Annotated in this window: 14 protein-coding genes; 6 read left to right on the top strand and 8 right to left on the bottom strand. The window is 70.5% G+C overall.

Features of this window, described 5'->3' with window-relative positions; all coding sequences use genetic code 11:
• Positions 1–37: 37 nt before the first annotated feature.
• Genes BM204_RS12260 through BM204_RS12245 form a run of 4 tightly spaced genes read right to left on the bottom strand, consistent with a single transcriptional unit; the run spans position 38 to position 3,948 of the window.
• The gene (locus BM204_RS12260; protein ID WP_246166218.1) at positions 38–1,111 is read right to left on the bottom strand and encodes an ABC transporter ATP-binding protein; all 1,074 of its coding nucleotides are present in this window, start codon (positions 1,109–1,111) and stop codon (positions 38–40) included.
• A gap of 6 nt (positions 1,112–1,117) precedes the next feature.
• Entirely contained in the window at positions 1,118–1,900 is a 783-nt protein-coding gene (locus BM204_RS12255) for an ABC transporter permease (protein WP_218031191.1), read from the bottom strand.
• Positions 1,897–2,802 carry an ABC transporter permease gene (locus tag BM204_RS12250; protein ID WP_091113690.1) on the bottom strand — a complete coding sequence of 302 codons (906 nt, stop codon included), beginning with the start codon at positions 2,800–2,802 and terminating at the stop codon, positions 1,897–1,899. The genes BM204_RS12255 and BM204_RS12250 overlap by 4 nt, the downstream gene beginning before the upstream one ends.
• A 24-nt stretch (positions 2,803–2,826) precedes the next feature.
• Positions 2,827–3,948: an ABC transporter substrate-binding protein gene (locus BM204_RS12245; protein WP_091113688.1), complete on the bottom strand. Its 1,122-nt coding sequence runs from the start codon at positions 3,946–3,948 to the stop codon at positions 2,827–2,829.
• Positions 3,949–4,103: 155 nt separating this feature from the next.
• Between BM204_RS12245 and BM204_RS12240 the strand changes: the two genes are divergently transcribed.
• Positions 4,104–5,819 carry a fumarate hydratase gene (locus BM204_RS12240; RefSeq protein WP_246166217.1) on the top strand — a complete coding sequence of 572 codons (1,716 nt, stop codon included), beginning with the start codon at positions 4,104–4,106 and terminating at the stop codon, positions 5,817–5,819.
• 57 nt (positions 5,820–5,876) lie between these two features.
• Here BM204_RS12240 and BM204_RS12235 read toward each other — a convergent pair whose 3' ends face one another.
• Positions 5,877–6,107, bottom strand: coding sequence for a hypothetical protein (locus BM204_RS12235; RefSeq protein WP_091113684.1), 231 nt, complete (start codon positions 6,105–6,107; stop codon positions 5,877–5,879).
• Positions 6,108–6,219: 112 nt separating this feature from the next.
• Here BM204_RS12235 and BM204_RS12230 point away from each other — a divergent pair, with 112 nt between their 5' ends.
• The 5 genes from BM204_RS12230 to BM204_RS12210 all read left to right on the top strand — a co-directional run bounded on the left by BM204_RS12230 (position 6,220) and on the right by BM204_RS12210 (position 10,141).
• Positions 6,220–6,579: a TFIIB-type zinc ribbon-containing protein gene (locus BM204_RS12230; RefSeq protein WP_091113682.1), complete on the top strand. Its 360-nt coding sequence runs from the start codon at positions 6,220–6,222 to the stop codon at positions 6,577–6,579.
• Positions 6,580–6,622: 43 nt separating this feature from the next.
• On the top strand, positions 6,623–7,321 hold the full coding sequence (locus BM204_RS12225; RefSeq protein WP_170259131.1) for a spermine/spermidine synthase domain-containing protein: 699 nt from the start codon (positions 6,623–6,625) through the stop codon (positions 7,319–7,321).
• A 152-nt stretch (positions 7,322–7,473) separates the two neighbouring features.
• Positions 7,474–8,826: a class II fumarate hydratase gene (locus tag BM204_RS12220; RefSeq protein WP_246166227.1), complete on the top strand. Its 1,353-nt coding sequence runs from the start codon at positions 7,474–7,476 to the stop codon at positions 8,824–8,826.
• Positions 8,823–9,536: a class I SAM-dependent methyltransferase gene (locus BM204_RS12215; RefSeq protein WP_091113677.1), complete on the top strand. Its 714-nt coding sequence runs from the start codon at positions 8,823–8,825 to the stop codon at positions 9,534–9,536. The genes BM204_RS12220 and BM204_RS12215 overlap by 4 nt, the downstream gene beginning before the upstream one ends.
• Positions 9,533–10,141, top strand: coding sequence for a class I SAM-dependent methyltransferase (locus tag BM204_RS12210; RefSeq protein WP_091113675.1), 609 nt, complete (start codon positions 9,533–9,535; stop codon positions 10,139–10,141). The genes BM204_RS12215 and BM204_RS12210 overlap by 4 nt, the downstream gene beginning before the upstream one ends.
• Here BM204_RS12210 and BM204_RS12205 read toward each other — a convergent pair whose 3' ends face one another.
• The 3 genes from BM204_RS12205 to BM204_RS12195 all read right to left on the bottom strand — a co-directional run bounded on the left by BM204_RS12205 (position 10,142) and on the right by BM204_RS12195 (position 12,955).
• Positions 10,142–10,780 carry a potassium channel family protein gene (locus BM204_RS12205; protein WP_246166216.1) on the bottom strand — a complete coding sequence of 213 codons (639 nt, stop codon included), beginning with the start codon at positions 10,778–10,780 and terminating at the stop codon, positions 10,142–10,144.
• Positions 10,781–10,802: 22 nt separating this feature from the next.
• Entirely contained in the window at positions 10,803–12,143 is a 1,341-nt protein-coding gene (locus tag BM204_RS12200; RefSeq protein ID WP_246166215.1) for a TrkH family potassium uptake protein, read from the bottom strand.
• Positions 12,144–12,232: 89 nt separating this feature from the next.
• A complete protein-coding gene (locus tag BM204_RS12195; protein WP_091113671.1) occupies positions 12,233–12,955 on the bottom strand; it encodes an aggregation-promoting factor C-terminal-like domain-containing protein in 723 nt (240 codons plus the stop codon).
• Between the last annotated feature and the right edge of the window lie 88 nt (positions 12,956–13,043).

Here is a 13,043-nt window from a genome sequence, read left to right as displayed (position 1 = left end):
CAGCCTACGTCGGCCCCGCAGCCCGGCTCTGCGTGGCTCAGGCGCCGACGACCAGCACCGGCGACGGGGTGATCCGCAGGCGCACCCGACCGCCGACGACCAGGCCGCCTGCCGCCGCGCTGGCGAGCTGGGCCATGACCAGGGTGCCGTCGTCCAGCGTGAGGGTCGCGCGCGAGACCGGCCCGAGGAACGCGACAGACACGACCGTCGCGTGGCCGTGCTCGTCGGGCTCGACCGACACCGACTCGGGCCGCACCAGGGCCAGACCGGCGCCGGCGGCCGACCCCGGCAGGACCGGGAGCCGGGCGTCGAGCACGACAGCCGTCTCGCCGTCGACCTGCGCGGGGATCCGGTTGCTCAGCCCGACGAACTCACCGACGAACCTCGTGGCGGGGCTGGAGTAGAGCTCGGCGGGCGGCGCGATCTGGTCGAGGCGTCCGGAGTTCATCACACCGACGCGGTCGGCGATCGCGAGCGCCTCTTCCTGGTCGTGGGTCACGAAGAGCGTGGTGGTGCCCACGTCGCTCTGGACCCGACGGATCTCGTCGCGCAGCTGAACGCGCACCTTGGCGTCGAGGGCCGAGAGCGGCTCGTCGAGCAGCAGCACCGCGGGCTCGATCGCCAGGGCACGGGCGAGCGCCACGCGCTGCTGCTGCCCGCCGGAGAGCTGGTGGGCGTAGCGCGCCTTCTGCTCCCCCAGGCCGACGAGGTCGAGCATGTCGCCGGCGCGCTGACGACGGTCCTTGCGGGAGCGTCCGCGGAGCTTGAGTCCGAAGGCGACGTTGTCGAGCACGGTGAGGTGCGGGAAGAGGCTGTAGGCCTGAAAGACCATGCCCATGTCGCGCTTGTTGGCGGGCACGTGCGTCAGGTCGCGGCCACCGACGCTGATCGTGCCGGCGTCCTGACGCTCCAGGCCGGCGAGGATCCGCAGGGCAGTGGTCTTGCCGCAGCCTGAGGGACCGAGCAGGACCACCATCTCGCCCGGGTCGAGGTGCAGGTCGAGACCGTCGAGCGCGTTGACGGTGCCGTAGGTGCGCCGCAGCGCCGTCATCTCGACGGCGAGGCCGGGCGAGACGGTGCTGGGCGCGCTGTGGGACGAGCTCTGGGTCACGGACATCTACTTTCTGACCGTAGTGCGCCGACGGCGGTCGAGGAACGACAGCACCACCAGCAGGGCGGCGGCGAACAGAATCGAGGCGAGCGAGGCCGCCATCGACTGGGGCGCGTCGCTCTTGGAGAGCAGCACGATGACGACGGGCAGGGTCTCGTAGTTGAGCAGGGACGAGACGGTGTACTCACCCAGGACGAGCGCCACCGAGATGAACGCTCCACCCAGGACCCCCGGCCAGATGTTGGGCGTGATCACCCGGGTGATCACGGTGAACCAGCCGGCCCCGAGCGAGCGCGCGGCCTCCGAGAGGGTCCCGGCATCGATGGAGGAGAGGGCCGCGTCGATGGACCGGTAGGCGTAGGGCAGCACCAGGACGACGTAGATGAAGGTGAGCGTCAGCGCGGAGTCACCGATCAGGTAGGTGACCCAGGCATAGACGTTCTTGATGCCGACGACGACCACCAGGGCCGGGATCGTCAGGGGCAGCAGGCAGAGGAACTCCACCAGCCGCGAGGCGCGCGGCACCCGCAGCTTGACCCAGATCATCGTCGGGACGAGCAGCACGACCATGCCGATGACGGTGAACAGAGCCAGCAGCAGCGAGGTCTTGATCGCCTGGGTCATCTGTGGGTCCTCGAGCAGGCTCTGCCAGGCGGCGCCCGTGCGCTCGCCGGTGCGCGGGATCGTCGTGCTGAAGTCGAGCAGGGCCACCAGGGGCAGCAGGAAGAACGCCGCGAACGCCAGCAGCAGCAGCCACCGGCTCACGCGCCACACCCAGGCGCCGATCACCCGAGCCACCTCGACGTACGACGCAGCAGCCAGGCGTAGAGCCCCATCACGATCGCGACCACGACGATCATCTCGAGCGCGAGTGCGAAGCCGAAGTTGGCCTGGCCGAGCACGATCTCGCTGGTGAGCGCGGAGCGGATCAGCAGCGGGGTGATCGGCGCTCCCTGGCTGACCAGAGCGGCGGCCGTGGCGTAGGCGGCGAACGCGTTGGCGAAGAGCAGCAGCGCAGAGCCGAGGAAGGCCGGCCGGAGCAGGGGGAAGGCGACCTGCAGCCAGTACTGACGGGTCGTCGCGCCGAGGTTGACCGCCGCCTCGCGCCACTGGGGGCGCAGGCCCTCGAGGGCCGGGAGGAAGACGATCACCATCAGCGGGATCTGGAAGTAGGAGTAGACCAGGATCAGGCCCGGCAGCTCGTAGAGCCAGCTCGAGCCGTTGGGGTCGGTGCCGAACGTGTCGGCCATCAGGTCGGTCAGCAGGCCGGAGAAGCCCAGGGTGGCGATCCACGCGAAGGCGAGCGTGACCCCGCCGAACTGGGCGAGCACGCCGCAGATGGAGGTGACGGCCCGCCGCAGGATGCTGGTGGGGGGCGCGGTCACGACCAGGTAGGCCAGCAGCGCGCCGAGCACGGCGCCGACGAGGGCCGAGGTGAAGGAGAGCACGAGGCTCTCGCGCAGCGCTCTCAGCGGGGTCTCCTCGCCGAGTGCGCGGACCTTCTCGAGGGAGAACCCACCGGCCTCGCTCTGGAAGGCCCCGACGATGACGGTGACCGTCGGGATCACCAGGAAGATCCCGATGAAGACCAGGAACGGCAACAGCCCCAGGGAGGGGCCGACGCTCAGGCGCCGGCCCCTCCCGGGGTCGCTGTCCGGTGCCGCTGCTGCCAGCGGCGCGGTGATGGTCATGGGCTCGTCAGCACGTGGTCATGCTCAGGAGATGGCCTTCGCCCAGTTGTCGGCGAGGTAGGCCGCCATCGCCTCGGTCTGCTCGTTGCTCGGGATGATCGGCTCGCCCGCGACCTCCGGGAGGGCGTCGTAGAGCTCCTGGTCCAGCGTGCCGGCCTCGGCCATCGCGTCGGCACGCACGGGGCGCGCACCGCCGGCGAGCCACAGGTTCTGACCCTCGTCGCTGTAGAGGAACTCCTGCCACAGGCGCGCGGCGGCCGGGTGCGGCGCGTCAACGTTGATGGCCTGGAAGTAGTAGCCCGCGATCGGGGCCTCCTCCGGGACATAGCTCGTCCAGCCCTCGACCTTGCTGGCCTCGGCGGCGTTGAGGTAGTCCCAGTCGATGACGACCGGGGTCTGGCCGGACTCGATCGTCGCGGCGGTGGGGTCGACGGGCAGGAAGTTGCCCGCGGCCTTCAGCTTCTGGAAGAACTCCACGCCGGGGGCGATGTCGTCGGCGGAGCCGCCGTTGGCGACCGAGGCCATGACGACGCCGCTGAACGCGGCACCGGCCTGGGTCGGGTCGCCGTTGAGAGCGACCTTGCCCTTGAACTCCGGGCCCAGCAGGTCCTCGAGGGAGTCGATCTCGGGGACGACCGTCGAGTCGTAGCCGATCGACATGAAGCCGCCGTAGTCGTTGACGAAGGTGCCGTCGGCGTCCTTGAACTCCTCGGGGATGGAGTCGAAGGTCTCGACCTTGTAGGGCGCGAACAGGTCGGTGTTGGCGAGCGCCACCGACTGGCCGAGGTCGAAGACGTCCGGGGCGCGGTCGGTGCCCTTGAGCTGCTCGGCCGCGTTGATCTCGTCCTGGCTGGCCGCGTCGGGCTGGGCCGAGTTCACCTTGATGTCATATTTTTCCGCGAAGGTCGAGATGATCTCGGCGTAGTTGGCCCAGTCGGGCGGCAGGGCGATCACGTTGAGCTCGCCCTCCTCCTGCGCAGCGGAGATCAGGTCGTCCATGGTCCCGAAGTCGGCGACCGACGTGGCCGCGGCAGCGTCGGCGCTGGCGGCCGAGCCGGTGTCGTCGTCCTCCGGCGGGGCACACCCGGCGAGAGCTGCGGTCGAGATCAGTGCCACCAGGGTCACCAACGAGGTGATCGGCTTCATGAGTCCTCCTCAAGACGGGCGCGTGGTCGCGCCTGCGGACCCTCGCGGGACCGTATGTCCGGACGCTACTCCGTCCCGACCCTCCGCCGTCCGCAGGATGAATGCTGAGGGTCTCGTGCCGGGGCCGCGGCAGCACAGGAATACCCTTGATCCTCGTGAGCACTGGCCCTGAGTTCCGTTACTCCGACCTCCTCCCCATCGGCCCGGAGCCGGTGGGGGCAGAGACGCCCTACCGACTGATCACCACGGAGGGGGTGTCGACGTTCGAGGCGGACGGGCGGAGCTTCCTCAGGGTGGATCCCGCGGCGATCCAGCGCCTGACGTCGGAGGCCATGCACGACATCAGCCACTACCTGCGCCCGGCCCACCTCGCGCAGCTGCGCAAGATCATCGACGACCCCGAGTCGTCGGGCAACGACCGTTTCGTGGCGCTCGACCTGCTCAAGAACGTCAACATCTCCGCCGGCGGTGTGCTGCCGATGTGCCAGGACACCGGCACCGCGATCGTGATGGGCAAGAAGTCCGAGGGTGTGCTCACCGGCGTCGACGACGGCGAGGCGATCAGCCGGGGCGTCTTCGACGCCTACACCTTGCTGAACCTGCGCTACTCCCAGCTCGCGCCGCTCACGACGTGGGAGGAGCAGAACACCGGCACCAACCTGCCCGCGCAGATCGAGCTCTACTCGACGCCGGCCACGGCCGGCCCTGACGGCAAGCAGAGCCCGGAGTACAAGTTCCTCTTCATGGCCAAGGGCGGTGGCTCGGCCAACAAGTCCTTCCTGTTCCAGGAGACCAAGGCCGTCCTCAACCCGAAACGGATGCTGGAGTTCCTCGACGAGAAGATTCGCTCGCTCGGCACCGCCGCCTGCCCGCCGTACCACCTGGCGATCGTCATCGGCGGCACGTCGGCGGAGTTCGCGCTCAAGACCGCGAAGTACGCCTCGGCCCACTACCTCGACAACCTCCCGACGACCGGCTCGATGGACGCCCACGGATTCCGTGACCTGGAGCTGGAGGAGGAGGTCTTCAAGCTGACCCAGTCGTTCGGGATCGGCGCGCAGTTCGGCGGCAAGTACTTCTGCCACGACGTCCGCGTCGTCCGACTCCCCCGCCACGGCGCCTCGTGCCCCGTCGCGATCGCCGTCTCCTGCTCGGCCGACCGCCAGGCGCTGGGCAAGATCACCGCCGAGGGTGTCTTCCTCGAGCAGCTCGAGACCGACCCGGCGCACTACATGCCCGACGCCGGGGTGGCCGACGACATCGCCGGCGGCGAGGTCGTCCCGATCGACCTCAACCAGCCGATGGAATCGATCCTGGCCGAGCTGTCGCGGCACCCGGTCAAGACCCGCCTCTCGCTCACCGGCCCGCTGGTCGTGGCGCGCGACATCGCGCACGCCAAGATCAAGGAGCGCCTCGACGCCGGTGAGGAGATGCCGCAGTACCTCAAGGACCACCCGGTCTACTACGCCGGACCGGCCAAGACCCCCGACGGCATGGCCTCCGGCTCGTTCGGCCCGACGACGGCCGGCCGCATGGACTCCTACGTCGAGCAGCTCCAGGCGGCCGGTGGCTCCATGGTGATGCTGGCCAAGGGCAACCGGTCCAAGGTCGTCACCGACGCCTGCGCCACCCACGGCGGCTTCTACCTCGGCTCGATCGGCGGCCCCGCCGCCCGCCTGGCGCAGGACTGCATCCGGTCGGTGTCGGTGCTCGAGTACGAAGAGCTCGGCATGGAGGCGGTCTGGAAGATCGAGGTCGAGGACTTCCCGGCCTTCATCGTCGTCGACGACAAGGGCAACGACTTCTTCACCGACCCCTCCGGCACCGTCACCGTGCCGATCTCCGGCATCCGGGTGCGCTCCGCGGAGTAGCCCGCTCCCCGGGTCGGCTGGATCGGCGGCTGGCCCTGGCCGCGCTGCCAGGCGGGGTCAGCCGTGCGGCTCGCGGTCGTGATCAGGCGCGGAGCCGGGACCGGTGGGGCCTTCGTCGGGGCGTCCGCTCTCGTCGCTCGGCGAGCCGGCGACCGACTGGTCGTCGGAGATCGGCGTGTCTGCGTCGGCCGGATCCATCGCACCGACCTCGGAAACCTGCCCACCACCCTGCTCGGCCCCGTCGGCCTGCTCGTCGTTCCGGTCCTGTGGCTGCTCGGTCGAGGTCATGGGCGCTCCTGGGATCGGCGTCGTGTCGTGCGGTCCATCGTGACGGTACCCAGCGAGGGGGAACGACCACGGGTCGCGAGGCGTTCGTCCTGGTGACGACAGGAGAACCACCATGCAGTGCCCCACCGACCAGGCGACGCTCGTCATGAGCGAGCGCAGTGGCATCGAGATCGACTACTGCCCGACCTGCCGCGGAGTGTGGCTCGACCGCGGCGAGCTCGACAAGATCATCGACCGATCACTCAGCGTGCAGCCACCGCCTCCCGCGCCCGCCGCCGTGCCCCCGCAGCAGTCCTTCGACCGCGACGACCGCAGGAGTGACGACCGCAGCCGCGACCGCTACGACACCTACGAGCAGCCGCGTCAGGACCGCGATCAGGACCGGGACCGCAGCCAGGACCGGGGCTACGCCCAGCAGGGTCACTACAAGAAGAAGCGCAAGGAGAGCTGGCTCAGCGAGATCTTCGACTGAGCCCCCGCTCCACCCTCCTCGGCCCAAGGGTGAGACTGGCCCCATGGACACCAGGCCCCTGGACTACGTCGAGATCGCGCGGGCCGAGTCCGAGCGCGGCGTGCTGGTCCTGCGCGAGCGCCGAGCGGCGGGCGGACCGGCGGCGCTGGAGCTGCGGGCCAACGGCGCGTTCGTGATGGACACCGTCGAGGTGAGCACCGAGCGAGCGCTCGCGAGCGCTGCGCTGGCCCTCGTCGAGCACCCGCGGGCGGTCGTGGTCGGCGGGCTCGGCCTGGGCTTCACGATGCACGAGGTGCTCGCCGACCCGCGCGTGGAGCTCTGTGTCGTGGTCGAGGTCGAGGAGGCGCTGGTCGGCTGGATGCGCGACGGCACCATCCGGCACGGTCCGGGCCTGCTGGCCGACCAGCGGGTGCACGTCGTCATCGCCGACGTGGCGGTCGCGCTGGCCGAGGCCCGCCCGGCGACGTACGACCTGGTGCTCCTCGACGTCGACAACGGCCCGGGCTACCTGGTCCACGAGTCCAACGTCGCGCTCTACGAACCCTCGGCGCTCGGCGCCGCCCGAGCCGTGCTTCGACCCGGTGGGGCACTGGCGATCTGGTCGGCCGACGAGGCACCCGACCTCGCGGCCGCGCTGGACACCGTCTTCGGCGCCGGCTCCGCCGAGGCGCTCCCGCTGGAGGTGCTGCTGCAGGGCCGTGAGGAGCGCTACTGGCTCTACGTGGCGCGGGTCCGCGACTGAACTCCGCGAGGTGGAGCGGCGCCCGGCGACGAGGCGGTCGAGATAGGTGTCCCAACCGTGGCCGACGCTCCCCGCCATCGTCGAGAGCGCGACTGGGTAGCGTGACTCAGGTGAGCGACTCAACGGACGACGTCAGGATCGAGCACGACTCCATGGGTGAGGTGCGGGTGCCCCGGGACGCGCTGTGGCGGGCCCAGACCCAACGCGCCGTCGAGAACTTCCCGATCAGCGGCACCCGCCTCGAGCGGCGGATGATCGAGGCGCTGGCCCTGGTCAAGGCGGCGGCCGCGGCGACCAACGAGCGCCTGGACGTCCTCACGGCCGAGCAGGCCGGCGCGATCCGGGCGGCCGCTGCGGAGGTCGCCGACGGCGAGCACGACGAGCACTTCCCGATCGACGTCTTCCAGACCGGTTCGGGCACCAGCTCCAACATGAACGCCAACGAGGTCATCGCCTCACTGGCGGCCCGCGCCGGCGTCGAGGTCCATCCCAACGACCACGTCAACGCCAGCCAGTCCAGCAACGACACCTTCCCCACCGCCATCCACGTCGCAGTCACCCGGGCCGTGGTGGGCGACCTGCTGCCGGCACTCGGCGTGCTCGAAGGGAGCCTCGACGCCAAGGCCGAGGAGTTCGCCGGCCTGGTGAAGTCCGGGCGCACGCACCTGATGGATGCCACACCGGTGATGCTCGGCCAGGAGATGGGCGGCTACGCCGCGACCGTCCGCTACGGCACCGAGCGCCTCGAGTCGGTGCTGCCGCGCGTCCGTGAGCTGCCGCTCGGCGGCACCGCCGTCGGCACGGGGATCAACACCCCCGCCGGCTTCGCCGCGGGAGCGATCGGCGAGCTCAACGAGCTGACCGGCGAGACCTTCACCGAGGCCCGCGACCACTTCGAGGCGCAAGGCACCCGCGACTCGCTGGTCGAGCTCAGCGGCGTCCTGCGCACGATCGCGGTCGGCCTGACCAAGATCTGCAACGACCTGCGCTGGATGTCCTCGGGCCCGACCACCGGCCTCGCGGAGATCCACCTGCCCGACCTCCAGCCGGGATCGAGCATCATGCCCGGCAAGGTCAACCCGGTGCTGCCCGAGGCGACGCTGATGGTGTGCGCCCAGGTCATCGGCAACGACACGGTGCTGACCATCGCCGGCGCGAGCGGCAGCTTCGAGCTCAATGTCGCGATGCCGGTGATGGCCCGCAACCTGTTGGAGTCGATCCGGATCCTGTCGACCTCGATGACGCTGCTGGCCCAGCGCTGCGTCGACGGCATCACCGCCGACGCGGAGCGCATGCGCCGCTACGCCGCCTCGTCGCCGTCGGTGGTCACGCCGCTCAACAAGTACGTCGGCTACGAGGCCGCCGCCGCCATCGCCAAGGTGGCGCTGGCCGAGGGCGCGACGATCCGCGAGACCGTGATAGCCCTGGGACACGTCGAGCGCGGCGACCTCACCGAGGCCCAGCTCGATGCCGCACTCGACCTCGCGGGGATGACCCACCCGTGACGAGCCACGAGATCCACGACCCCACGACCGTCCGTCGCCAGTACGCCGACGAGGGCAACCTGCAGACCCGGCTGTCGGTCTGGCAGCCGGCCGCGGATGGTCGCGACCCGTCCACCGTCGCCCTCGAGGCGATCGTCGCGGCCGCGCCCTCGCGCGCCCTCGAGGTCGGCTGCGGGACCGGTGCGTTCGCCGAGCGCGTCGCAGCCCGGATCCCCGGCCTCGACCTGGTGGCCATCGACCAGTCGGAGCGTCTGGTGGAGCTGACCGCTGCACGAGGAGTCACCGCACACGTCGCCGACACCCAGTCGCTGCCCTTCCCCGATGACTCCTTCGACGTGGTCGCGGCGATGTGGATGCTCTACCACGTGCCCGACCTGCACCAGGGCCTCGCCGAGGTCCGCCGCGTCCTGCGACCGGGCGGCACGTTCGTGGCGGTCACCAACGGCGACGAGCACGTCGGTGAGCTCCGCCGGTCCGCCGGTGGGCCGCCGGCCATCACCCACTTCAGCAGCGAGAACGGTGCGGACGCGCTCTCCCGCCACTTCGGCGACCTGCGACGCGACGACCTGCGCACCCGGGCGGTCTTCCCCGACCACGCCGCCGCCGTGGCCTACCTGCACTCCTCGCAGGAACCGGTCGACTGGGACCTCCCACCGTTCGACGGCTCCCGCGAGTACGCCGGCCACGTCACCGTCTTCGTCGCCCGGTGAGCGCCGCAGAGGAGGCCCGCGCGTTCTGGGACGCCGAGGCTGCCTGCTTCGACCAGGAGCCCGACCACGGGCTGGCCGACCCCGTCACGCGAGAGGCCTGGCGAGACCTCATGCGCGAGCACCTCCCCGCGAGGCCGAGCGACGTCGTCGACCTCGGCTGCGGCACCGGCACGCTGTCGGCGCTGCTCGCGCAGGACCACCACCGGGTCCGCGGGCTCGACTACTCCCCCGCGATGGTCGAGGCCGCCCGCGCCAAGCACGCCGCGGCGGGGCTCGACGTGGAGGTCGTCGTCGCCGACGCCGGGGACCCGCCGTACGCCGACGCGTCGGCCGACGTGGTGCTCGTGCGCCACGTCCTGTGGGCGATGCCCGACCCGGCCGAGGCCCTACGCCGCTGGATCGCCCTGCTGCGACCGGGAGGCCGCTTGGTGCTCGTCGAAGGACGGTGGCACACCGGGGGCGGCATCAGCGCCGACGACTGTGCTGCGCTCGTGGGCGCCCAGCGCGATCATGTCGAGGTGCGGCTGCTGCCCGAGGCCGTCTTCTGGGGCAGGCCGATCACCGACGAGCGCTACCTGCTCGTGAGCCGCTGGGCGCCGGGCTGATCAGCGCAGGGTGCAGAACCGCTCGACCTTGTCGGTCGGGCCGGAGACGATGAGCTGGTCGTGGCGCTCCACCCGGGTCTCGGGGCGGGCGTAGGTGAAGTCCTCGCCGAGTCGCTTGGTGCCGACGATCGTGACGCCGTGACGGCTGCGGAGTGCCGACTCCGCGAGCGTCTTGTCCCACGTCTCCGCAGGCGCGTGCGCGCGAGCGATGGAGAACGCGTCGTCGAACTCGATGTAGTCGATCATCCCGCCGGTGAGCATGTGGGCCACCCGCTCTCCCATGGAGCGCTCGGGGTAGACGACGTGGTGTGCTCCGACGCGCTCGAGGATCTGGCCGTGCTTGCGGGTGATGGCCTTGGCCCAGATGTCCGGGACACCGGCCTCGGCGAGGGCCAGGACGGTCAGGACGCTGGCCTCGATGTCGGACCCGATCGCGACGACCGCGCGGTCGAAGTGCGCGACGCCGAGCTGACGCAGCGCCTCGTCGTCCGTGGTGTCGGCCTGGACCACGTGCGTGAGCTCGTCGGCCCATCGTTCGACGAGCTCGGCGTCCTCATCGATGGCCAGGACCTCCTGGCCCAGGTTGACCAACGACTCGGCAACCGCGGCACCGAACCGCCCGAGTCCGATGACGACCACCGACACGGTGTCGGACTTCCTTCTAGCCAACAATGGGGCGCTCCTCGGGTAGGTGGTAATGGCGGCGGCGGGACTTGAAGGCGAGCGCGGTGCCGACCGTGATGGTGCCGACGCGGCCGACGAACATCAAGGCCATGAGGGTGAGCTCTGCCGCCGGCGGCAGGTCGGGCGTGATGCCGGTCGAGAGACCGACGGTAGCGAAGGCCGAGATCGTCTCGAAGAGGACGATGTCGAGGGCGTAGTCGGTGGCGAGCAGGATGGTCATCGTGCCCATCCCGATGGCAGCGATGGCGAGCAGGACCACGGTCAGGGCCTGGCGCAGGGTGGAGCCGGCGATGCGGCGGTGGCTGATGTTGGTGTCGCGCTCGCCCCGGATCTCGGACCAGATCACGTAGGCGAGCAGGAAGAACGTGGTGACCTTGATGCCACCCGCGGTGCCGGCCGACCCGCCGCCGATGAACATGAGGACGTAGGTGATCGCCATGGTCTCGGGCGTGATCTGCCCGTAGTCGATGCTGTTGAACCCCGCGGTGCGGGGCACCACTCCGCCCGTGACACCCGACACGACCTTGCCCCACGTCCCGAGGGGGCCGATGGTCGCGTCGTTGGACCACTCCAGGGCGAGGAACCCGAGGATGCCGACCAGCAGCAGGAGCAGTGACCCATAGACGGTGAGGCGGGTGTGGACCGACCAGGTGCTGGGGGTGCGCCAGCGGCGCCGCACCTCGAAGAGGACCGGGAACCCGATGCCACCCGCGATGATCGCGACGCAGATCGGGAACATGATCCAGGCGTCATCGACGAAACCGATCAGGTTGTCGCTGTAGAGGGCGAACCCGGCGTTGTTGAAGGCCGAGACCGAGTGGAACGTGCCGTGCCACAGGGCCTGCCCCCACGACTCGTCATAGGCGATCCGGAAGCGGATCGTGAGGACGGCCGCGAACACGGTCTCGAACGCCAGGACGGTGATGGCCACGCGCCGGATGACGTGGCGCACGTCGCCGATGTTGAGGGTGTGTGTCTCCGCCTGGGCGATGAGCGAGGACTTGAGGCGCAGCTTGCCCCCCACCAGCATCCCGAGCAGCGTCGCGAGCGTCATGATGCCGAATCCGCCGACCTGGATCAGGCCCATGATGACGGCCTGCCCGAACGGCGACCAGTACGTCGCAGTGTCGACGTTGGTGAGTCCGGTGACGCAGACCGCGGAGACCGTCGTGAACGCCGCCGTCAGCACGGGTGGACGGGTCGGGCCGGGCGTCGAGTAGGGCAGTGAGAGCAGGACGGTGCCCACCACGACGGCCACGAAGAACGCAGCAGGGACGATGCGGGCAGGGTGCATGATCGCGTCCCAGATCCGCCCCACGTCCCAGGCTCCTCCCTGCTCGTCGCCCCTCGGGGCAGCGCCCACTGCAACCGTTGACGATGGCCGGCGCGGGAGACCCCCGCGGGGGGTCAGTACCAGCCGACGGACTCGCTGTGCGCCCAGGCGCCGCACGGGCTGCCGTAGCGATCGTCAATGTAGCCCAGGCCCCACTGGATCTGCGTGACCGGGTTGGTCGCCCAGTCGGCGCCCGCGGAAGCCATCTTGGAGCCCGGCAGCGACTGCGGGATGCCGTAGGCCGACGAGCTCGGGTTGTCGGCGTAGACGTTCCAGCCGGACTCGCGCGTCCACAGCGAGTCGAGGCAGCCGAACTGGTCGGAGGAGAAGCCGAACTCCGCGAGCAGGGCGCGACCGATGTCACGCGGGTCGTTGTCGGAGAGGTCCTCGGTGCGGGTGAGCGTGGTGCCCTCGGACTGGAGGAGCGCGGCTTGCTTGGCGGGGTCGAGCTCCCGACGCCGGTCGGAGCGCGAGACCTCGGCACTGCGCTGCTCGAGGCTCTCCTCGCTCAGCGAGCTCAGCGAGCTCTGCGTGGTGTCGCGCGTCGCCTCCTGGGTCGCGGAGGCTGCGGAGACCGCAGCGGCAGCGAGGTCGGCCGACAGGTCGTCAGCGCCGGCGGAGACGGCCGGCGACTGGGTCAGCAGGCCCGTCGAGACGGTCGCGCCGGTGGCCGCGACGGCCACCGAGGACAAGATCAGCGTGGTGCGCAGCGCCTTGCGAGGCGCTCGCGCGACGGCCGCGCCGGGTCGCTCGACGCGAGCGCGGTGCTGGGGGACGTGCTTGACGTGCTTCGGCACAGAGGATGAGTCCAGAGGTAGACGACACGGGCAGGTCATGCAGGAGTGCTGGCGGTGACACGGGCGATCGACGCGCCCAGAAGGTCAC

Source organism: Nocardioides psychrotolerans, from assembly GCF_900113685.1.
Lineage (GTDB): Bacteria > Actinomycetota > Actinomycetes > Propionibacteriales > Nocardioidaceae > Nocardioides > Nocardioides psychrotolerans.
This window is presented reverse-complemented; position numbering and strand designations above follow the sequence as displayed.